The sequence below is a fragment of the Geobacillus genomosp. 3 genome (assembly GCF_000445995.2).
Taxonomy (GTDB): domain Bacteria; phylum Bacillota; class Bacilli; order Bacillales; family Anoxybacillaceae; genus Geobacillus.
Genome location: NC_022080.4, coordinates 1,120,731 through 1,140,598 on the forward strand (window position 1 = coordinate 1,120,731; position 19,868 = coordinate 1,140,598).

23 protein-coding genes are annotated in these 19,868 nt (G+C 53.9%); all 23 read left to right on the forward strand.

Going from position 1 to position 19,868, the window contains the following annotated elements; all coding sequences use genetic code 11:
• Positions 1-8 precede the first annotated feature (8 nt).
• The 23 genes from fliM to frr all read left to right on the forward strand — a co-directional run bounded on the left by fliM (position 9) and on the right by frr (position 19,822).
• Positions 9-1,013 (forward strand): flagellar motor switch protein FliM, encoded by a 1,005-nt coding sequence (gene fliM, locus M493_RS05760; protein WP_020959355.1) that lies wholly within the window; start codon positions 9-11, stop codon positions 1,011-1,013.
• Positions 1,003-2,187 (forward strand): flagellar motor switch phosphatase FliY, encoded by a 1,185-nt coding sequence (fliY, locus tag M493_RS05765; protein WP_020959356.1) that lies wholly within the window; start codon positions 1,003-1,005, stop codon positions 2,185-2,187. Before fliM ends, fliY begins: the two co-directional genes overlap by 11 nt.
• 25 nt (positions 2,188-2,212) lie before the next feature.
• Complete coding sequence (locus M493_RS05770) at positions 2,213-2,572, forward strand: response regulator (RefSeq protein ID WP_020959357.1); 360 nt, start codon at positions 2,213-2,215, stop codon at positions 2,570-2,572.
• A 23-nt stretch (positions 2,573-2,595) separates the two neighbouring features.
• A complete protein-coding gene (fliZ, locus tag M493_RS05775; protein WP_020959358.1) occupies positions 2,596-3,249 on the forward strand; it encodes a flagella biosynthesis regulatory protein FliZ in 654 nt (217 codons plus the stop codon).
• A complete protein-coding gene (gene fliP, locus M493_RS05780; RefSeq protein ID WP_020959359.1) occupies positions 3,242-3,910 on the forward strand; it encodes a flagellar type III secretion system pore protein FliP in 669 nt (222 codons plus the stop codon). Before fliZ ends, fliP begins: the two co-directional genes overlap by 8 nt.
• A gap of 15 nt (positions 3,911-3,925) precedes the next feature.
• Positions 3,926-4,195 carry a flagellar biosynthesis protein FliQ gene (gene fliQ / locus M493_RS05785; RefSeq protein ID WP_020959360.1) on the forward strand — a complete coding sequence of 90 codons (270 nt, stop codon included), beginning with the start codon at positions 3,926-3,928 and terminating at the stop codon, positions 4,193-4,195.
• Between the two features lie 6 nt (positions 4,196-4,201).
• Positions 4,202-4,975 (forward strand): flagellar biosynthetic protein FliR, encoded by a 774-nt coding sequence (gene fliR, locus M493_RS05790; protein ID WP_020959361.1) that lies wholly within the window; start codon positions 4,202-4,204, stop codon positions 4,973-4,975.
• 1 nt (position 4,976) lies between these two features.
• Positions 4,977-6,059, forward strand: coding sequence for a flagellar biosynthesis protein FlhB (gene flhB / locus M493_RS05795; protein ID WP_020959362.1), 1,083 nt, complete (start codon positions 4,977-4,979; stop codon positions 6,057-6,059).
• 18 nt (positions 6,060-6,077) lie between these two features.
• Complete coding sequence (flhA, locus tag M493_RS05800) at positions 6,078-8,117, forward strand: flagellar biosynthesis protein FlhA (protein ID WP_020959363.1); 2,040 nt, start codon at positions 6,078-6,080, stop codon at positions 8,115-8,117.
• Entirely contained in the window at positions 8,114-9,223 is a 1,110-nt protein-coding gene (locus tag M493_RS05805) for a flagellar biosynthesis protein FlhF (protein ID WP_020959364.1), read from the forward strand. The genes flhA and M493_RS05805 overlap by 4 nt, the downstream gene beginning before the upstream one ends.
• Complete coding sequence (locus M493_RS05810; RefSeq protein ID WP_020959365.1) at positions 9,217-10,080, forward strand: MinD/ParA family protein; 864 nt, start codon at positions 9,217-9,219, stop codon at positions 10,078-10,080. Before M493_RS05805 ends, M493_RS05810 begins: the two co-directional genes overlap by 7 nt.
• Positions 10,081-10,089: 9 nt before the next feature.
• Positions 10,090-11,136: a protein-glutamate methylesterase/protein-glutamine glutaminase gene (locus tag M493_RS05815; RefSeq protein ID WP_020959366.1), complete on the forward strand. Its 1,047-nt coding sequence runs from the start codon at positions 10,090-10,092 to the stop codon at positions 11,134-11,136.
• 14 nt (positions 11,137-11,150) lie between these two features.
• Positions 11,151-13,151, forward strand: a complete 2,001-nt coding sequence (locus M493_RS05820; protein ID WP_020959367.1) for a chemotaxis protein CheA — start codon at positions 11,151-11,153, stop codon at positions 13,149-13,151.
• Between the two features lie 185 nt (positions 13,152-13,336).
• Positions 13,337-13,774 carry a chemotaxis protein CheW gene (locus tag M493_RS05825; protein ID WP_020959368.1) on the forward strand — a complete coding sequence of 146 codons (438 nt, stop codon included), beginning with the start codon at positions 13,337-13,339 and terminating at the stop codon, positions 13,772-13,774.
• Positions 13,775-13,796: 22 nt separating this feature from the next.
• Entirely contained in the window at positions 13,797-14,429 is a 633-nt protein-coding gene (locus tag M493_RS05830; protein WP_020959369.1) for a chemotaxis protein CheC, read from the forward strand.
• Positions 14,426-14,923 carry a chemotaxis protein CheD gene (locus tag M493_RS05835; RefSeq protein WP_020959370.1) on the forward strand — a complete coding sequence of 166 codons (498 nt, stop codon included), beginning with the start codon at positions 14,426-14,428 and terminating at the stop codon, positions 14,921-14,923. The genes M493_RS05830 and M493_RS05835 overlap by 4 nt, the downstream gene beginning before the upstream one ends.
• A gap of 43 nt (positions 14,924-14,966) precedes the next feature.
• Entirely contained in the window at positions 14,967-15,722 is a 756-nt protein-coding gene (locus M493_RS05840) for a FliA/WhiG family RNA polymerase sigma factor (RefSeq protein ID WP_020959371.1), read from the forward strand.
• A 12-nt stretch (positions 15,723-15,734) separates the two neighbouring features.
• Positions 15,735-15,965, forward strand: a complete 231-nt coding sequence (locus M493_RS05845) for a hypothetical protein (protein WP_020959372.1) — start codon at positions 15,735-15,737, stop codon at positions 15,963-15,965.
• Between the two features lie 5 nt (positions 15,966-15,970).
• Positions 15,971-16,567 (forward strand): hypothetical protein, encoded by a 597-nt coding sequence (locus tag M493_RS05850; protein WP_020959373.1) that lies wholly within the window; start codon positions 15,971-15,973, stop codon positions 16,565-16,567.
• A gap of 153 nt (positions 16,568-16,720) precedes the next feature.
• On the forward strand, positions 16,721-17,428 hold the full coding sequence (gene rpsB / locus M493_RS05855) for a 30S ribosomal protein S2 (RefSeq protein WP_020959374.1): 708 nt from the start codon (positions 16,721-16,723) through the stop codon (positions 17,426-17,428).
• 158 nt (positions 17,429-17,586) lie between these two features.
• Positions 17,587-18,471, forward strand: a complete 885-nt coding sequence (gene tsf / locus M493_RS05860) for a translation elongation factor Ts (protein ID WP_020959375.1) — start codon at positions 17,587-17,589, stop codon at positions 18,469-18,471.
• A gap of 68 nt (positions 18,472-18,539) precedes the next feature.
• Positions 18,540-19,262 carry a UMP kinase gene (pyrH, locus tag M493_RS05865; RefSeq protein ID WP_020959376.1) on the forward strand — a complete coding sequence of 241 codons (723 nt, stop codon included), beginning with the start codon at positions 18,540-18,542 and terminating at the stop codon, positions 19,260-19,262.
• Between the two features lie 2 nt (positions 19,263-19,264).
• Complete coding sequence (frr, locus tag M493_RS05870; RefSeq protein WP_020959377.1) at positions 19,265-19,822, forward strand: ribosome recycling factor; 558 nt, start codon at positions 19,265-19,267, stop codon at positions 19,820-19,822.
• Positions 19,823-19,868 lie beyond the last annotated feature (46 nt).

The following is a 19,868-nucleotide window of genomic DNA, read 5'->3' on the forward strand; positions in this document are numbered from 1 at the left end:
AAGGTGACATGACAGCCGGTGAGGTATTATCGCAAAGCGAAATTGACGCACTGCTTGCCGCGCTTTCAGCCGGGGAAATGAGCGCGGAAGAACTAAAAAAGGAAGAGGAAGGGCGGCGCATCAAAACGTATGATTTCCGGCGGGCGCTTCGGTTTTCCAAAGATCAAATCCGGAGTTTAACGCGCATTCACGAAAACTTTGCCCGCTTGTTGACGACGTTTTTTTCCGCCCAGCTGCGCACATATGTGCAAATCTCGGTCGCTTCGACTGATCAAATTCCGTACGAAGAGTTCGTTCGTTCCATTCCAAAGATGACGATCATTAACGTTTTCGAAGTGCCGCCGTTGGATGGGCATGTGCTGCTGGAAGTCAACCCGAACATCGCCTATGCCATGCTTGATCGGGTGATGGGCGGGCGCGGCGCCAGCATGGACAAAGTGGACCATCTAACCGAAATTGAAACGCGCATCATGTCCGGCCTGTTTGACAAGGCGTTCGCACATTGGCGCGATGCATGGGAGTCGGTGGCGGAGATCGATCCGCTGTTCGTTGATTTTGAGGTCAATCCGCAGTTTTTACGTATGATTGCACCGAACGACACGGTCGTCGTCATTTCGCTCAACACGCAAATCGGTGAAGCGCGCGGCATGATGAATGTTTGCATCCCTCACGTCGTTTTAGAGCCGATTATGCCGCGGTTGTCGGTGCACTATTGGATGCAGGCGCAAAAAAAGGAGCGTTCCCCCGAGGAAGCAGGACGAATTGAACAGCGCATCCGTACGGCCCGCTTGCCGATTGTCGCCGAGCTTGGCACAGCGGTTGTCACCGTCGGTGAGTTTCTTCAGCTCGAGGTGGGCGACGTCATTCAGCTCGAGCAGTCGATTCATGAGCCGCTTGTTGTTAAAATCGGCCATATTCCGAAATTTATCGGCCAGCCGGGGAAGCGGAACAAAAAGCTGGCGGTGCAAATTTTAGCGACGATCGAGGGGGGAGAAGAAGGACATGATGAATGATGGAATGTTATCGCAAGATGAAATCGATGCCCTGTTGCGCGGAATGGACAATCGGGATCACGTTCCGGCGCTTCACGACATTTTGGCCCCGCTCGAGCAGGATGCCCTTGGAGAAATTGGCAACATTTCATTTGGCAGTTCGGCGACGGCGCTGTCAATGTTATTAAACCAAAAAGTGGAAATTACCACACCGAGCGTGTCTGTCATCGAGCGGACAAGTGTGGCTGATGAGTTTCCGCAGCCGTATGTCGCCATCCAAGTCAACTACACCGAAGGGTTTTTAGGGACGAATTTGCTTGTCATCAAGCAGCAAGATGCGGCCATTATCGCTGATTTAATGTTGGGCGGCGACGGGACGGCCGCCGACAGTTCGCTTGGGGAGATTCAGTTGAGCGCGGTTCAGGAGGCCATGAACCAGATGATGGGATCGGCCGCGACATCCATGTCCACCGTTTTTGGCAAGCGGGTGGACATTTCTCCGCCGGCGCTCCATCTTCTCGATTTAGCCGAAGGAAAAGGATTGGAATATTTGCCGGACGAGGACATTTTCATTAAAGTGTCGTTCCGGCTCAAAATCGGCGCTTTAATAGACTCGAGCATTATGCAGCTGTTGCCTGTTGATTTTGCCAAAGAACTTGTCGCCCATCTGCTCGGTTCGCCGGCGGAGGCGGCCGGAGAAGCAGAAAAGGAGGAAAACACGCTCGAACCATCGCCCGCGGACGCGATGCCGCTTGAAAAGCCGCAGCCGGCGCCTGCTTACGCTCATGTCGGCGGCATGCCTCCCTCTCCGGCGGCGGGCCGCTTCACAAATGAACCGGTCGGACGTTCTAAGGAAGAAACAAGGATGGCTGAGCGGCATATTCAAGCGGCGGATTTTGCTGAGCTCGACGCCCCGCCGCTTGCCGCAGCGGAGGCGCGCAATTTAGAGCTGTTGTTTGATGTGCCGCTGCAAGTGACGGTCGAACTTGGGCGGACGAAACGCTCGGTGCAAGAGATTTTGCAGCTGTCGGCCGGATCGATCATTGAACTTGATAAACTAGCCGGCGAGCCGGTCGATATTTTTGTCAACAACAAGCTGATCGCGAAAGGCGAGGTCGTGGTGATCGATGAAAACTTTGGTGTGCGCATCACCGATATTGCCAGCCAAAGCGATCGGTTAAAACGGCTAAAATAATAGGTATTGCAGGAGGTAGGCGGACATGGCAAAAATACTTGTAGTCGATGACGCGGCGTTTATGCGGATGATGATTAAAGACATTTTGACAAAAAACGGGCATGAAGTCGTTGCTGAAGCGGCCGACGGGCGGCAGGCGATTGAGAAATATAAAGAGACGCGCCCCGATATTGTGACGATGGACATTACGATGCCGGAGATGGACGGGATTACGGCGCTCAAGGAAATTAAAAAAATCGACAGCAACGCCAAAGTCATTATGTGCTCGGCGATGGGACAACAGGCGATGGTCATTGACGCCATCCAAGCCGGGGCGAAAGATTTCGTTGTCAAGCCGTTTCAGGCGGATCGCGTCATTGAAGCGATTAACAAAACGATCGGATAAGCGATAAGAGGTGGATAGTATTGATGGCAATATGGCGATGGGCGGCGGCTTTGTTCGTGGCAGCCATTATGTGTAGCGCGTCGCCGGCATCGGCCGCCCCAAACCCGACGGTCGCCGACTGCCTGCAGCACCCGGATACGTGCGGGCCGTCAGCGCCGGGCGGGCAACAGACACAATCGCCCGACAAGACGGTCGATGCCGTTTCTGCTTCTGATGTGCTCCGGCTCATCGGGGCAACCGCCTTTGTTCTCCTTCTTCTTTATATGCTGTTGAAATGGCTTTCCCGCCGCCAGCCATTCGTTTCCGGCCAAAAAGGTGTCATCGAGCACCTCGGCGGGACGAGCGTCGGAACAAACCGCTCCGTTCAGCTCATTAAAATTGGCAACCGGCTGCTTGTCATCGGCGTCGGCGATTCGATTCAACTATTGCGGGAAATTAGCGACGAAAACGAAATAAATGAGCTGTTGGCGCAACATCACGAACGGCTTGAACGGATGGCTGATTTCAGCCGATTCGGCTTCCGGCTGCGCGGACATTGGGCAGCCAAAACAAAGACGGAAGGCAGTCCGTCGCCCTCATTTTCGGCGCTGTTTGCCGAGGAAATGAAACAAATGGCCGAGAGGCGGAACGAGTGGCTAGAGCGGCTGAAAAAGAAAGGAACGGCCGGCGATGAATGAATTTATCCATATGTTTAATTCCATGGCTCCCGAGCACGTGTCGACATCGGTGAAACTGCTGCTGTTGCTTACCGTTTTGTCGGTTGCTCCCGGCATTTTAATTATGATGACGTGTTTCACGCGCATCGTCATCGTGTTGTCGTTCGTGCGCACGTCGCTCGGCACGCAGCAAATGCCGCCGAACCAAGTGTTGATCGGGCTGGCGTTGTTTTTGACGTTTTTCATTATGGCGCCGACATGGAAAGACATCCATGATCAGGCACTCGAGCCGCTATTTGCCGAGAAAATTGATTTGGATGAAGCGTACGAACGCGCCGCTGTTCCGCTCAAGCAGTTTATGAGCCAACATACAAGACAGCAAGATTTGGCGCTGTTTTTATCATACAGCGGCGCCGAACCGCCGAAAACGGTCAACGACATCCCGCTCACTGCGCTCGTGCCGGCGTTCGCGATTAGCGAGCTGAAGACGGCGTTTCAAATGGGGTTTATGATTTTTGTTCCGTTTCTCGTCATCGATATGATCGTCGCCAGTGTTTTAATGTCGATGGGAATGATGATGCTGCCGCCGGTGATGATTTCGCTGCCGTTTAAAATTTTATTGTTTGTTCTTGTTGACGGCTGGCACTTAGTCGTCAAATCACTGTTGCAAAGCTTCCAATAAAGATAGGTGGCGTCCATGAGTGCCGATTTCATCATTCGCCTTGCTGAGCAAGGTGTCTATATTGTGTTGATTGTCTGCGGTCCGCTCTTGTTGTTGTCGCTTGTTGTCGGACTTGTCGTCAGCATTTTTCAAGCGGCGACGCAAATTCAGGAGCAGACGCTCGCCTTTGTGCCGAAAATTGTGGCCGTCTTGCTTGGGCTCGTGTTGTTTGGGCCGTGGATGCTTTCGAAAATGGTGTCATACGCCCATGATATTTTCAACAATTTAGCTTCTTTCATAGGCTGATCGGTCATGGAACAATTATGGACTCACTTTCCGGCATTTTTGCTTATCTTCGCCCGCACCGCTTCGTTTTTTGCCGCGATGCCGCTTTTTTCGTATCGGACGGTGCCGGCTTCGTACAAAATCGGGTTGGCGTTTTTTTTCAGCTGGCTTTTGTTTTTGGCCGTGCCTAAACCGGCGCTGCCCTTGAATGATATGTATATGTTGCTTGTTTTCAAAGAGGTGCTCGTCGGGCTGGCGCTTGGGCTGCTTGCGGCGATCGTTATGGCAGCGGTGCAAATTGCCGGTGGGTTGATCGACTTTCAAATCGGGTTTGCTATCGCCAATGTCATTGATCCGCAAACCGGGACGCAAAGCCCGTTGTTAGGCCAGTACTTTCATTCGCTGGCACTTTTGCTTTTGCTCGCTCTTGATGGGCATCATTTGTTGCTTGACGGCATGTTTTACAGCTATCAGTGGCTGCCGCTCGACCGGTGGCCGCATATTGCTGACGGGCAGGCCATCGAGTATGCCGTTCGCGCGTTTGCCGCAATGTTTGCTGTCGCCGTGCAAATGGCCGCCCCGCTTGTCGGATCGCTTTTTTTAGTCGATGTGGCGCTTGGCATTATCACCCGCGCGGTGCCGCAAATGAATATTTTTGTCGTCGGGTTTTCGCTTAAGACGGCAGCGGCCTTTTTGCTTCTGTTTGCCGCGATCGGGGGAATCTTACTTTCCGCGCGCGAACTGTTTCAACTTATGTTTGCGTCGTTGCGCGAGTTTATGCGGTTGTTAGGAGGAGGGTAAGATGGGCGGTTGGCGGCTTGATTTGCAGTTTTTCGCCGGGGAAAAGACGGAAAAGGCGACGCCGCGCAAACGGCAAGAAGTGCGGGAAAAGGGGCAGGTGGCCAAAAGCAGCGACGCGGTTGCCGCCGCCGTTTTGTTGGCTACGTTTCTCGTTTTGCTGTTGGCGGGGGCATACGAACGCGATGGCTTGTTGCGCTTGTTCACCCGTGCGCTGTCCGATTATGCGTCCGTCCCGTTGACAATGGATTCGCTCCACCTCCTGTTTCTTGACTGGCTCCGCCATGCGGCGCTCCTTTTGGCTCCGTTTTTTGCCGCCGCCGTGCTTGCGGCCGGGCTGGCCAACTTTTTGCAAGTCGGCGCTCTTTTTACCGCTGAACCGCTGAAAATGGACTGGAACCGGCTCAACCCGGTGCAAGGAATGAAGCGGCTCTTTTCGCTGCGCGCCATTGTCGAACTGTTGAAATCAGTGTTAAAAGCCGGAATCATCGGTGCAGTGGTCTTTGCGCTGTTGCTTTCCGGCCGGAGCGAACTAATGGCGCTTGTTTCCAAACCACCAAGCGCCATGCTCGCTGTCGTTGGTGGCTTGACGGTGAAAATGGGGCTGTATGCCGCCGCCGCGCTCTTGTTTTTAGCGCTGTTTGACTATTTGTACCAGCGGTTTGAATTTGAAAAAAACATTCGGATGTCGAAGCAAGACATTAAAGACGAGTATAAAAAGACGGAAGGCGATCCGCTCATTAAGTCGCGCATCAAACAGAAACAGCGGGAGATGGCCATGAAACGGATGATGCAAGAAGTGCCGAACGCGGACGTCGTCATTACGAACCCGACCCATTATGCTGTCGCACTTAAGTACGAAGACGGAAAAATGGAAGCACCGGTCGTGGTGGCGAAAGGAGCCGACTATGTGGCATTGAAAATCAAGGAAATTGCCCGGGCGAACGGCGTCGTTACCGTTGAAAATCGTCCGTTGGCGCAGGCGCTTTACCGACAGACGGACATCGGCGACATGATCCCGGAGGCGTTTTTCAAGGCAGTGGCGGAAATTTTGGCGTACGTCTATCGGCTCAAACGAAAAGGGTAACAGCAAGGAGAGAGAAATATGCAAGCGCAGCTCAAAGATTTATCGGTGTTGTTTATGGTCGTGCTTATCGTCGCCATGCTCGTCATTCCGCTGCCGACATGGCTGCTCAGCATTTTGATCATCGTCAATATTTCGCTCGCCTTGCTCGTTTTGCTGACGGCGATGAACACGAAAGAACCGCTCGAATTTTCCATTTTTCCGTCATTGCTTTTAGTGCTTACGTTGTTTCGTCTTGGATTGAACGTCTCGACAACCCGTGCGATTTTGAGCAAAGGAGAAGCGGGCGGTGTCGTTGAGACGTTTGGGACGTTCGTTGTCGGCGGTGATGTTGTCGTCGGATTTGTCGTGTTTTTAATTTTAATCATTATTCAGTTCATCGTCATCACGAAAGGGGCGGAGCGCGTCTCCGAAGTGGCGGCCCGCTTTACGCTCGATGCGATGCCGGGAAAACAGATGAGCATTGATGCCGATTTGAATGCCGGCATGATCTCCGAGCAGGAAGCGCGGCAACGGCGGGAAAAAATCGCGCAAGAGGCTGACTTTTACGGCGCGATGGACGGGGCGAGCAAGTTTGTGAAAGGCGACGCTATCGCCGGGATTATTATTGTTATCATCAATATGTTGTTTGGCATGGTGATCGGCGTTGTCGAGCAGGGGATGGAGATGGCCGAGGCTGCGAAACGTTATACGTTGCTGACGGTCGGTGACGGGATTGTCAGTCAAATTCCGGCGTTACTGATTTCGACCGCAACCGGCATCATTGTCACCCGGGCAGCGTCTGACAGCAACTTAAGCGGCGATATTATGCGCCAGTTATTTGCGTTTCCGAAAATGTTGTACGTCACCGCCGGAACGATTTTTTTGCTCGGCTTGTTTACGCCGATTAATGATGCATTGACAATGCCGATCGCCGGTCTGTTGGCGCTTGGCGGCTACCGGTTTGCCGGGGGACAGCAGCATGAGGAAGCGGCCGGGCCGGAAGAGGAAATAGCGGCGGCGGACGAATTGAAAAGTCCGGAAAGCGTAATTCAACTGTTGCATGTCGACCCGATCGAGTTTGAGTTCGGTTACGCGCTTATTCCGCTTGCGGATGCCGCCCAAGGCGGCGACTTGCTTGACCGGATCGTGATGATCCGCCGCCAGCTCGCGCTTGAGCTTGGCATCGTCGTTCCGGTTGTACGCATCCGGGACAACATCCAGCTTCAGCCGAACGAATACCGGGTGAAAATGAAAGGCGAAGAGGTGGCGCGCGGCGAGCTGCTGCTTGACCATTACTTGGCGATGAGCCCCGGGATTGATGACGGATCGGTCGAAGGGATTGACACGGTTGAACCGGCGTTTGGTCTGCCGGCGAAATGGATTTCCGAGGCGATGAAAGACCGGGCGGAAATGCTCGGCTATACGGTGGTCGATCCGCCGTCGGTTGTCTCGACGCATTTGACGGAAGTGCTCAAGTCCTATGCCCATGAATTGCTCGGCCGTCAAGAAACGAAGCAGCTGATCGACCATTTGAAAGAGTCGTACCCTGTGCTTGTTGATGATGTAACGCCGAATCCGCTGTCGGTTGGCGATATTCAAAAAGTGCTTGCCAAGCTGCTAAAAGAGAAAGTGTCGATTCGCAATTTGCCGCTCATCTTTGAGGCGCTTGCGGATTTTGCCCGCCTGACTAGCGACACCGATTTGTTGACGGAATATGTCCGCCAAGCGCTGGCGCGGCAAATTACGAAGCAGTACGCCGTGCCGGGTGAACCGTTGCGCGTCATCACGTTCTCTGGCAAGGCGGAAAAAACGATTGCCGATGCGGTGCAGCAAACGGAGCATGGCCGCTATTTGGCGCTTGATCCGGAGCGGGCGCAGGCGCTTGTCGAGGCGGTGGCCGCGGCGCTCGACCGTTATCCGTTCGCTGGCCAAACGCCGATTTTGCTCTGTTCTCCGGCGGTGCGTATGTACGTCCGCCAACTGACCGAGCGCCATTTTCCGACGATTCCGGTGCTGTCATATAACGAGCTTGAGGCTGACGTCGAAGTCCAAAGCGTAGGGATGGTGGAAATCGAATGAAAGTGAAAAAGTTTATAGCCCCGTCCATGAACGAAGCAATGAAAATGATCCGGACTGAACTTGGCCGCGATGCCGTCATTTTGCACTCGAAGGAAATTCATACCGGCGGATTGTTCGGTTTGTTTGCCAAAAAAAGGATTGAGGTGCTGGCCGGCATCGATCCTGATCCGTTGCCCCTGCGCGCGTCAGAGTCCGCAGCTCCTTCGTTGCCGGAAGGGCGGGAGGGGGGAGACGGTTTGTTGGCCGCCGAGCTTCGGGAAGTGAAAGCGCTCGTGCGCCAAATGGCCGGCCGGCCGTCTTCCCTGTTGTATCCGCCGCCGCTTATGAATGCGGAGCGGCGGCTGACGCAGCAAGGGGTGGAAGATGTTTACATCCGGCAAGTGATGGACCGGTTGCTTGAACGGTGGTACGCCGATAAGGGAGGGCGCTCGCCGGCAGCCGTCGCCGGCTGGGTGAAAGAGGCGGTGCGCGACATGTTGATGCCGCTTCCGTTTCTTCCCGCAGCCACAGGGCAAAAAAAATATGTGGTTTTGCTCGGTCCAACCGGGGTTGGAAAAACGACGACGCTCGCTAAAATGGCGGGGCGCGCGGTGCTTGAGCATGGAAAAAAAGTCGGGTTTATCACAACGGATACGTACCGGATCGCGGCGATCGACCAGTTGAAAACGTATGCGCACATTTTGCAAGCCCCGCTCGAAGTGTGCTACCACGCCGATGACTTTCGGGCGGCGAAGCGGCGCTTGGCCGATTGCGACCTCGTGTTTGTCGATACGGCCGGCCGCAATTTCCGCAACCCACAATATGTCACCGAGCTGCAGCAAACGATTGAGTTTGACAGCGAAACAGAAACGTTTCTCGTGTTCGCCGCCACCGGCAAGCATGACGACATGAAAGCCATCTATGCCCGCTTTTCCCGCTTGCCGCTCAGCCGCCTGATCATCACCAAGCTCGATGAGACCGACTCGTACGGGGCCGTATTTAACTTGCTGCTCGACAGCCGGCTTGGTGCCGCCTATTTTACGAACGGGCAAAACGTGCCGGACGACATGATTGAAGCGTCGGCTGACCGGCTCGTTCACCTGTTGGTTGGAGCGGGGCCATGGTGAAAGATCAAGCAGAACAGCTTCGCCTCGAGCTAAGCGGCCTCCGGCAGCGGCCGGCGCCGCGGACAATCGCAGTGACGAGCGGAAAAGGCGGAGTCGGCAAGTCGAACTTTTCTTTAAATTTTTCGCTGTCGCTCTCTAAGCGAGGGTTTCGTGTCTTGCTGCTTGATATGGACATCGGCATGGGCAACATCGATATTTTGCTCGGCCAGTCATCGCCGTTGACGTTAACCGATTGGCTTTCGACCCGGCTGCCGATGTCAGAACTGGTCAAAAGCGGGCCGGAGCGTCTATCGTACATTGCCGGGGGAACGGGGGCTGCACAATGGCGGACGCTAGATACGTCCGGTATCGACTACTTTTTGACTGAACTGCAGGCTGTGGCGTCACGGTATGATTACCTCATCTTTGACATGGGGGCGGGGGCATCGGGGGAACGATTGTATTTTTTAAAGTCGGTTGACGACGTGTTTGTTGTGACAACTCCGGAGCCGACCGCCATGACCGACGCGTATGCGATGATAAAGTATATACACGCTGCCGGCGGCGAAGCGCCGTTTTCCGTCATTGTCAACCGCGCCGGCAACGATCGGGAAGGGTATGAGGTTTTTGGACGGCTGAAGCATGTCGCCGGCCGGTTTTTAAACAAAGAGATTGCGCTGCTTGGCATCATTCCGGAAGACCGGACGGTCGCCCGCGCGGTTGTCAGCCAGACGCCGTTTGTCCTGCTCGATCCTGTGGCGAAAGCGAGCCGGGCAGTGCGCCAAATAGCCTTCCGTTATGCGCCGGGGCGGGACGAAGAGCCGGGGCGGGCGAGCCGCTTTTTTGCCAGGTTGCGCCAACTTTTGCTAGAAAGGTAGAGGACGGAAATGAAGACGATCAAGGTGCTTGTCGTCGATGACTCAGCGTTTATGCGCAAGTGGATCAGCGACCTTTTGTCCGAACACCCGCGCCTTGAAGTCATCGGGACGGCCCGCAACGGTCAAGAGGCGCTTGAGAAAATGGCGGTCCTTCGCCCCGATGTTGTGACGCTTGACGTCGAAATGCCCGTTATGGACGGGCTGGAAACATTGCGGCATATCATGCACAAACAGCCGTTGCCGGTCGTCATGGTATCAAGCACGACGAAAGAAGGGGCGGAAAATACGATAGCGGCCATGCAATATGGAGCGGTTGATTTTGTCACGAAACCGTCCGGTTCGATTTCGCTTGATTTATACAAGGTGAAGGATGAACTAATCCGAAAAGTGTTGCACGCAAGCGAAGCGAACATAGGGGCGCTCGCCGTCCGGCGGCCGCAAGCCGCGCTTTGGCGTCCGCCCGTCAAACCGGCGCGCGCCGAAAAAGCGATCGTCGCAATCGGCACCTCAACGGGCGGCCCGCGCGCCTTAGAAACGGTGCTGACGCAGCTGCCGTCCGGTTTGGCCGCCCCGGTCGTCATCGTCCAGCATATGCCGAAAGGGTTTACGAAATCGCTTGCCGATCGGCTCGATGCCCTATCCGCTATAACCGTTAAAGAGGCGGAAGACGGGGAGGTGCTGCGAAATGGCACCGCTTATATCGCCCCAGGCGGTGTTCATCTTGCCGTCAGTGAAGAAAACGGCGTGCTCAAGGCCCGTTTCGATGCATCGCCGCCGCGCGCCGGCCATCGCCCAGCCGTTGACGTGCTGTTCGAATCGCTTGCCGCCATTCGCCGCTGTCGGAAAGTGGCGGTGATCATGACCGGAATGGGATCAGACGGGACGGCAGGGCTGAAAAAGCTGAAAGAAAGCGGGGACACGAAGGCGATCGCCGAGGCGCGCGAAACGGCCGTTGTCTTCGGCATGCCAAAGGCGGCGATCGAGGCGGGCGTGATTGATGCCATCGCACCGCTTGATGCCATCGCTGTCGCCATCGTCCAATCTATCGGGGAGTGAGGGGGAAAAACGGCATGGATATGAGCCAGTATTTAGACTTATTTATTGACGAAAGCAAAGAGCATTTGCAGGCTATTAACGAACGGCTGCTTGAACTCGAGCAAACTCCCGACGATATGACGCTTGTTAATGAAATTTTCCGCTCGGCCCACACATTAAAAGGGATGTCGGCCACAATGGGATTTGAAGATTTGGCCAACTTGACGCATCAACTTGAGAATGTGCTTGATGGCATTCGCAACCGTCAGCTGGCCGTCAGCCCAGAGCTGCTTGATGTTGTGTTCCACGCGGTTGACCATTTGGAAGCGATGATTATGTCAGTCGCCTCGGGCGGCGATGGAAAGCGCGATGTGAGCGAGACGGTCGAGCAGCTTAAGCGGATTGAGCAAGGAGAGACGCCGCGCAAACAGGAAACGGACGAAAAACCGCCCCTTGAGCATGCCTACGGGGAGTTTGAATACCATGTGCTGCAACAGGCAAAAGAACAAGGATTTTCTGTCTATGAAATTCGCGTCCGCCTTCGTGAAGATTGCTTGTTGAAAGCCGCACGCGTGTACATGGTATTTGAGTTGCTCAATGAAGCAGGGGAAATTGTGAAATCGACACCGCCGGCTGATATGCTCGAAGAAGAACAGTTTGACCAAGAGTTTCTTGTTACCGTCGTATCGAAAATGACGGCTGATGAACTGCAGGGGCGGCTGATGGGCATTTCTGAAGTCGACGAGGTCGTGGTGACGACAGTCAACGAGCCGTCTGCCAAAAGCGGCGAACAGGCCGGGCTTGAACCGCCTGTGTCGTCCTCCTTTGCACAAACCGCAGCGGCACAGGCTGAAGCGGAGACGGCGGAAAAACAAGCGGTGAAACAGGCAGGAAAGACGATCCGCGTCAATATCGAACGGCTTGATATGTTAATGAACTTGTTTGAAGAACTTGTTGTCGATCGCGGGCGGCTCGAACAAATTTCCCGCGATTTGAGCCATGCCGAATTGACCGAAACGGTTGAGCGGATGTCCCGTATTTCAAGCGACTTACAAACGATTATTTTAAACATGCGCATGGTGCCGGTCGAAACGGTGTTCAACCGCTTTCCACGCATGGTGCGCCAACTTGCCCGCGAACTCGGCAAAAAAGTGCGCCTTGAGATTATTGGGGCGGAAACGGAGCTTGACCGGACGGTTATTGATGAAATCGGCGACCCGCTCGTTCATTTGATCCGCAACGCGCTCGATCATGGCATTGAAGCGCCAGACGTCCGGACGGCGTGCGGAAAGCCGGAGGAAGGGACCGTCAAATTGCGCGCCTACCATAGCGGCAACCACGTTTTTATTGAAATTGAGGACGATGGCGCCGGCATTTCCCGGGAGAAAGTGCTGCAAAAGGCGATCAGCCGCGGCATCGTTTCGCCGCAGGCGGCGGCCCATCTGAGCGACCAGCAAGTATATGGGCTTATTTTCGCTCCGGGTTTTTCCACCGCCGACCACATTTCCGATATTTCCGGGCGCGGCGTCGGCTTGGATGTGGTCAAAAGCACGATTGAATCGCTCGGCGGCGCCGTGTCTGTCGACTCGCAGCCGGGAACAGGGTCACTCTTTTCCATCCAGCTTCCATTGACATTGTCGATCATTTCTGTGCTGCTCGTTCAAATTGCTGCCGAGACGTATGCGATCCCGCTGTCCTCGATTATGGAGACAGCGTTGGTAAGGAAAGAAGAGATTTTCTCCGCACATAACCAGCCGGTCATCGATTTCCGCGGCAAAGTTGTGCCGCTCGTCCGGTTGAAAGACGTGTTTTCCGTGCCGGACGCAGCGAGCGAGGAAGAGACGGTGGCCGCCGTCATCGTCCGGAAAGGGGAAAAACTGGCAGCGTTAGCGGTCGATTCGTTTATCGGGCAGCAGGAAGTTGTGCTCAAATCGCTCGGAAACTATTTATCTTCTGTTTTTGCCATTTCTGGGGCGACGATTTTAGGCGACGGTCGGGTCGCGTTGATTATCGATTGCAATGCGCTCGTGAAATAAGGGCGGACAGCATGCCGATGAGAAAGCAAGTTTACCGTCAATCCAAAAGCTTCGTTGGCGGTGCCTCCTTGACGGGAAATCGGCGCACCGCCATTGGCTGGCGGGAAAACAGGCACAAAGGCCGTGCGCTTAATGAAATGATAGTTTGTTCTGTTTCCATCCCAACTAAAAAGGGGGAATGACCGGTGAATGACAGCGTTCAGACAGACTGGAAAGTGATTGCCTTTCGCTTGAAAGAAGAAGAGTACGCCTTGCCGGTGCAGCACGTCCGCTCGATTGAAAAAATGCAGCCGATTACGCGCGTGCCGGGAACAGCCCGTTATGTCAAAGGGGTGATCAATTTACGCGGTGTCGTCACGCCGATTATCGATTTGCGCGAGCGGTTTGGGTTTGCGCCTGAACCATATGGAGAACAGACGCGGATGATTATTGTCACCCTCGGGGATGTCGAAGTCGGACTGATCGTCGATGCAGCGAACGACGTTCTCGATATTCCGGGAGCGAGCATCGAGCCGCCGCCCGAGGCAATCGGAAGCATTGAAGCGGGCTATATTTATGGAGTGGCGAAAGTTGAGAAGCGGCTCCTCATTTTGCTCGATTTAGCGAAAGTGCTTGATCAATAAAGCGCAGAGGGGGCGTTGGCGATTGGATGACATTTGCAATTTGACGGGGGCGCATATTGACATTTTACGCGAAATCGGAAACATCGGGGCCGGCAACGCGGCGACCGCCTTGTCGACGCTGTTAAACAAAAAAATCGAAATGGCCGTCCCGCGCGTCCAAATCGCGACATTTGCCGAGATGATGGAACTGATCGGCGGACCGGAACAAGTTATGGCGTGTGTTTATTTGCGCATCGAGGGCGAAGCGCCGGGAAATATGTTTTTCGTGTTGCCGCCGGAGCAGGCTGAGCGGTTTGTGCACCGGATGACCGGGGATGACTCGTTTTCGTTCCAAGGGGAGGCTCATGAGCTCGGACAGTCGGCGCTTCAGGAGCTTGGCAATATTTTAGCTGGATCGTATTTGTCAGCATTAGCTGATTTTATACAAATAAACGTGCAACCGTCCGTGCCGGTGTTGGCGCTCGATATGATCGGGGCCGTGCTGTCGTTTGGCCTGCTTGAGCTGTCGCGCGCCGGCGATTACGCCATTTTGATTGATACGGCCATTTACGATGAGCGGCAGCCGAATGAAAGCATAAACGGCCATTTCTTTCTCCTCCCTGATCCGGAGTCGTTTTCCACCATCTTTCGGGCATTAGGTGCGGATGGCGGATGAACACGATTCAAACGGTTAAAATCGGCATCGCCGAAATGGAAGTCGTTGCAGCGCCGACGGTCATTCGCACGTGCGGACTCGGTTCGTGCGTAGGTGTCGTCATCTATGACAGCGGAAAAGCGGTCGCCGGCATGGCGCATGTCATGCTCCCGCATTCCTCGATGGCGCGCGGAGGGGTCATCAATGCGGCCAAATATGCCGACACAGCGGTTGAAGCACTTTGTAAGCTCGTCATCGCCGCCGGCGGGCGCAAAAGTATGCTCAAAGCGAAGCTAGCCGGGGGAGCGCAAATGTTTTCGTTTTCTTCAGCCGGAGGGGATATGATGCGCATTGGCGCCCGCAACGTCGAAGAAGTGAAAAGGCAGCTCGAGCGGTTGCATGTTCCGGTTGTTGCCGAAGATGTCGGGGGCCATAGCGGTCGGACGATCGAGTTTAATCCGCAAACGGGCGTGCTGTCAGTCCGGACCGCCTGTCAAGAAGTGAAGGAAATATAAAACGGATGAGTTGCGCCGTTTTAGCAAGGCAAGGGGGAGAACGATGGGGAGCGCGCTAAAAGGCGAAGAACGAAAATATTGGGATGACTGGGTCAACGGCCGCGACCGCCATGCGGCCGAAGAGCTCGTGCAGCGCTATATGCCGCTCGTTTCCTACCATGTGCAGCGGTTTTCCGCGACGCTGCCAAGTTCCGTGCCAAGGGAAGAGTTGGTCAGTTTCGGGCTCGTCGGCTTATACGATGCGCTTAAAAAGTTTGACCCATCGCGCGATTTGAAGTTTGACACGTATGCTTCGTTCCGCATCCGCGGCGCCATCCTCGACGGCTTGCGCCAAGAAGATTGGCTGCCGCGCAGCGTGCGCGACAAAGCCAAAAAAATTGAAGACGCAACTGAGCGGCTCGAACAGCGGTATATGCGGTCGGTGACGGCGAAAGAAGTCGCCGATGAGCTCGGAATGTCGGAAGAGGAAGTGCAGGCGGCGGTCAATGAAACGTTTTTTTCCAATTGGCTTCCGCTCGGGCAGGCTGCCGGTGAGGAGGACGACGAGCCGCTTGCGATCCGCGACGACCGCGCCGCACTCCCGGAAGAACAAGTCGTCAAGCAAGACATGATCGAAAAGCTGGCTGAAGGAATCGGACAGCTGAATGAAAAAGAGCAGCTTGTCATTAGTTTGTTTTACAAAGAGGAACTCACGTTTACGGAAATAGGGAACATCTTGCGGCTGTCCACGTCGAGAATCTCACAAATTCATGCCAAAGCGCTATGGAAACTGCGCCGTTTTTTTGCTAGGGAGCGTTAAAGGAAAAGAAAGGTGGAGATTCAGCTGTCAGCGCTGCCGAGCATCATGCCCAAAGTGCCTAAAGCCGTGAATCTATGCTTTGGCGCAGCACCTGCGCATTGGACAGGAGAAGCGGGCGGCCGCAAGCGAAAAATGGATGGGGTGGATGCGCCGCCAAGTGACGGAAAAACGGGCGGGAACGCCCCCGTTTTGAAAACCATCTTTTCTGATAAAGGAAAAACAATCGACATCAAAGGATCGTGAACACGATGGGGGCATTTTGGCTAACAGTCAGTTTGTTGCTTCATGCGTTTTCATTTTGGTTGATCATTTTGCTTTTTATGCGCCTGTCGCGGCTTAGCGAGGCGGAACAGCGGGCGGCAAAGCGGGCTGAGGAGCTTGAAGAGGCAATGACGGCCCATCTTGTCGCCTGGAAAGAAGAAAACGAGCGCTTTTTGGGCGAGTTTGACGCGCTGCTTCGGGCGAAAACAGCTGCCGAACCCTTCAAACGGCCGCCGGCGTCGAAACGAGCAGCACTTGCACTGCGCGCGGAGAGCGGCGGCAATGGAGCGACATCGCCCACGTCGTCTGCGGAAAGCGATGAGAGCGGGGCGGAGGGGAAAATGGAGGGAAACGTCAAACCAGAACAGGACGGCCACGATGCGGCTCCGGATTACTTTCCGGACATTGAGTCGATTGAAGATGTGCTTGATCTTTCGTCGTCCGTTAGCACGGCTGACGTCGCCCGGCACTTGTATGATGAAGGGGCGACGGTGGAGGAGATTGCCAAAAAGCTGCAAAGAGGAAAAACAGAGGTGGAACTGCTGCTGAAATTTGACCGAAAAGCAGGAAAAACAGGCGAATAACAGCTTGATTTACTGCCGGCGATTATGATATATTTTTACATGGTGTGAATACACACGCCTGATGATTTCAGCAACGGTGCTGGCTTGGCCAGTCTTGCTGAAAGATGAGACAGGCGGAGGTACAAAAACCACAAGGAAATAGGAGGAGCATACATGTCAGTGATTTCGATGAAACAACTGCTTGAAGCTGGCGTCCATTTCGGACATCAGACGCGCCGTTGGAATCCGAAAATGAAAAAATATATTTTCACGGAACGCAACGGCATTTATATCATCGACTTGCAAAAAACGGTGAAAAAAGTCGAGGAAGCATACAACTTTGTGCGCGACTTGGCGGCGAACGGCGGCAAAATTTTGTTCGTCGGTACGAAAAAGCAAGCGCAAGAATCAGTCAAAGAAGAAGCGGAACGCTGCGGCATGTTTTATGTGAACCAACGCTGGCTTGGCGGCACGCTGACGAACTTTGCGACGATCCAAAAACGGATCAAACGGTTGCGTGAAATTGAAAAAATGGAAGAAGACGGCGTATTTGACGTACTTCCGAAAAAAGAAGTCATCGGCTTGAAAAAAGAAAAAGAACGACTCGAGAAATTTTTAGGCGGCATTAAAGACATGAAAGAACTGCCGGATGCGTTGTTCGTCATCGACCCGCGCAAAGAGCGGATCGCGGTGGCGGAAGCGCGCAAATTGAACATCCCGATCATCGGCATCGTGGACACGAACTGCGATCCGGATGAAATTGACTATGTCATCCCGGCAAACGATGACGCCATCCGCGCCGTCAAACTGTTAACATCGAAAATCGCCGATGCGGTGCTTGAGGCAAAACAAGGCGAAGAGGCGGCCGTCGCAGCGGAGTAAAGCAGCTTAAGAAAGGTGATAAGAGGGGTGGAGCCTTTTATCACCTTTTTTTGAGACAGAAATCAGCAACTTTTGGCTATACTAACGAATAAGGGTAAAACAGGCATCCGTTGCCGGCATCGATACATATACGCGACAAAGAGAAGGAGGATGTTTTCATGGCGATTACAGCACAAATGGTAAAAGAGTTGCGCGAAAAAACGGGCGCGGGCATGATGGACTGCAAAAAAGCGCTCACCGAAACAAACGGTGACATGGAAAAAGCAATCGACTGGCTGCGTGAAAAAGGAATCGCGAAAGCCGCGAAAAAAGCGGACCGCATCGCGGCGGAAGGGATGACTTACATCGCTGTAGAAGGCAATGCGGCCGTCATTTTGGAAGTGAATTCGGAAACGGACTTCGTGGCCAAAAACGAAGCGTTTCAGGCGCTCGTCAAAGAACTGGCCGCTCACTTGTTGAAACAAAAACCGGCTTCGCTTGATGAAGCGCTCGGACAAACGATGGACAACGGTTCCGCTGTCCAAGATTACATTAACGAAGCCATCGCCAAAATCGGTGAAAAAATTACGCTCCGCCGCTTTGCGGTCGTCGACAAAGCGGACAGCGAAACGTTTGGGGCGTACTTGCACATGGGCGGGCGCATCGGCGTATTAACATTATTAGCCGGCAACGCCAGCGAAGAGGTGGCAAAAGATGTGGCCATGCATGTCGCCGCGCTTCATCCGAAATACGTTTCGCGCGATGAAGTGCCGCAGGAAGAGCTCGACCGTGAGCGCGAAGTATTGAAACAGCAAGCGTTAAACGAAGGCAAGCCGGAAAACATTGTCGAGAAAATGGTTGAAGGCCGTTTGAAAAAGTTTTACGAAGATGTTTGCCTGCTTGAGCAAGCATTCGTGAAAAATCCGGATGTGACGGTGCGCCAATACGTCGAATCGAACGGGGCCACTGTCAAGCAGTTCATTCGTTACGAAGTCGGTGAAGGGCTTGAAAAACGTCAAGATAATTTCGCTGAAGAAGTGATGAGCCAAGTAAGAAAGCAGTGACGAACCGCAACAGGGAACACGCGCGTGTTCCCTGTTTTTCAAAGCGATTCGCATCATGGAGGTTTGACATGGAACAGCCAAAATACAAACGCGTTGTTTTAAAGTTAAGCGGAGAAGCGCTCGCCGGAAAGCAAGGGTTTGGCATCCAGCCGGCGGTGATCCAATCGATCGCCAAACAAGTGAAAGAAGTGGCGGAACTTAGTGTCGAAATTGCCATCGTGGTCGGCGGCGGCAACATTTGGCGCGGAAAAACAGGAAGTGAAATGGGGATGGACCGGGCGACGGCCGACTACATGGGCATGCTGGCGACGGTGATGAACGCGCTCGCCTTACAGGACAGCCTCGAACAGCTCGGCGTTGAAACGCGGGTGCAGACGTCGATTGAAATGCGGCAAGTGGCTGAGCCGTACATTCGCCGGCGGGCGATTCGCCATCTCGAGAAAAAGCGGGTCGTCATTTTCGCTGCCGGAACGGGAAACCCATATTTTTCAACTGACACGACTGCCGCGCTAAGGGCGGCGGAAATCGAAGCGGACGTCATTTTAATGGCGAAAAACAACGTCGATGGCGTCTATAGCGCCGATCCGAACGTCGATGCCAATGCGGTTAAATACGATGAACTATCGTACTTGGACGTCATCAAGCAAGGGCTCGGCGTTATGGATTCGACCGCTTCTTCGCTTTGCATGGACAACGATATTCCGCTCATCGTCTTTTCGATTATGGAAGAGGGCAACATTAAGCGCGCCGTATTAGGCGAAAATATCGGAACGATCGTAAGGGGGAAATAACGATGGCAAAGCAAGTGATCCAACAGGCGAAAGAAAAAATGGACAAAGCTGTGCAAGCGTTCAGCCGCGAACTGGCGACTGTGCGCGCCGGACGGGCGAACGCCGGGCTGCTCGAGAAAGTAACCGTTGACTATTACGGCGTTCAAACACCGATCAACCAGCTCGCCACGATCAGTGTGCCGGAAGCGCGCATGCTTGTCATTCAGCCGTACGACAAATCGGTCATCAAAGAAATGGAAAAGGCGATTTTAACGTCAGACTTAGGATTGACGCCGTCCAATGACGGATCGGTCATTCGCCTTGTTATTCCGCCGCTCACCGAAGAACGGCGCCGCGAATTGGTGAAGCTCGTCAAAAAATATTCGGAAGAGGCGAAAGTAGCGGTGCGCAACATTCGTCGCGATGCGAACGACGAGCTGAAAAAACTCGAGAAAAACGGCGAGATTACCGAAGATGAGTTGCGCAGCTATACCGACGAAGTGCAAAAGCTGACCGACGGCCATATCGCCAAAATCGACGCCATCACGAAAGAGAAAGAAAAAGAAGTCATGGAAGTATAGGAAAAACGATGCAAACCCTCTATGTTGATGGAGGGTTTTTTTGCTA

Coding starts and splice junctions, on each gene's coding strand:
- fliM (WP_020959355.1), top strand. CDS start 9: ATGACAGCCGGTGAGGTATTATCGCAAAGCGAAATTGACGCACTGCTT.
- fliY (WP_020959356.1), top strand. CDS start 1,003: ATGATGAATGATGGAATGTTATCGCAAGATGAAATCGATGCCCTGTTG.
- M493_RS05770 (WP_020959357.1), top strand. CDS start 2,213: ATGGCAAAAATACTTGTAGTCGATGACGCGGCGTTTATGCGGATGATG.
- fliZ (WP_020959358.1), top strand. CDS start 2,596: ATGGCAATATGGCGATGGGCGGCGGCTTTGTTCGTGGCAGCCATTATG.
- fliP (WP_020959359.1), top strand. CDS start 3,242: ATGAATGAATTTATCCATATGTTTAATTCCATGGCTCCCGAGCACGTG.
- fliQ (WP_020959360.1), top strand. CDS start 3,926: ATGAGTGCCGATTTCATCATTCGCCTTGCTGAGCAAGGTGTCTATATT.
- fliR (WP_020959361.1), top strand. CDS start 4,202: ATGGAACAATTATGGACTCACTTTCCGGCATTTTTGCTTATCTTCGCC.
- flhB (WP_020959362.1), top strand. CDS start 4,977: ATGGGCGGTTGGCGGCTTGATTTGCAGTTTTTCGCCGGGGAAAAGACG.
- flhA (WP_020959363.1), top strand. CDS start 6,078: ATGCAAGCGCAGCTCAAAGATTTATCGGTGTTGTTTATGGTCGTGCTT.
- M493_RS05805 (WP_020959364.1), top strand. CDS start 8,114: ATGAAAGTGAAAAAGTTTATAGCCCCGTCCATGAACGAAGCAATGAAA.
- M493_RS05810 (WP_020959365.1), top strand. CDS start 9,217: ATGGTGAAAGATCAAGCAGAACAGCTTCGCCTCGAGCTAAGCGGCCTC.
- M493_RS05815 (WP_020959366.1), top strand. CDS start 10,090: ATGAAGACGATCAAGGTGCTTGTCGTCGATGACTCAGCGTTTATGCGC.
- M493_RS05820 (WP_020959367.1), top strand. CDS start 11,151: ATGGATATGAGCCAGTATTTAGACTTATTTATTGACGAAAGCAAAGAG.
- M493_RS05835 (WP_020959370.1), top strand. CDS start 14,426: ATGAACACGATTCAAACGGTTAAAATCGGCATCGCCGAAATGGAAGTC.
- M493_RS05840 (WP_020959371.1), top strand. CDS start 14,967: ATGGGGAGCGCGCTAAAAGGCGAAGAACGAAAATATTGGGATGACTGG.
- M493_RS05850 (WP_020959373.1), top strand. CDS start 15,971: ATGGGGGCATTTTGGCTAACAGTCAGTTTGTTGCTTCATGCGTTTTCA.
- rpsB (WP_020959374.1), top strand. CDS start 16,721: ATGTCAGTGATTTCGATGAAACAACTGCTTGAAGCTGGCGTCCATTTC.
- tsf (WP_020959375.1), top strand. CDS start 17,587: ATGGCGATTACAGCACAAATGGTAAAAGAGTTGCGCGAAAAAACGGGC.
- pyrH (WP_020959376.1), top strand. CDS start 18,540: ATGGAACAGCCAAAATACAAACGCGTTGTTTTAAAGTTAAGCGGAGAA.
- frr (WP_020959377.1), top strand. CDS start 19,265: ATGGCAAAGCAAGTGATCCAACAGGCGAAAGAAAAAATGGACAAAGCT.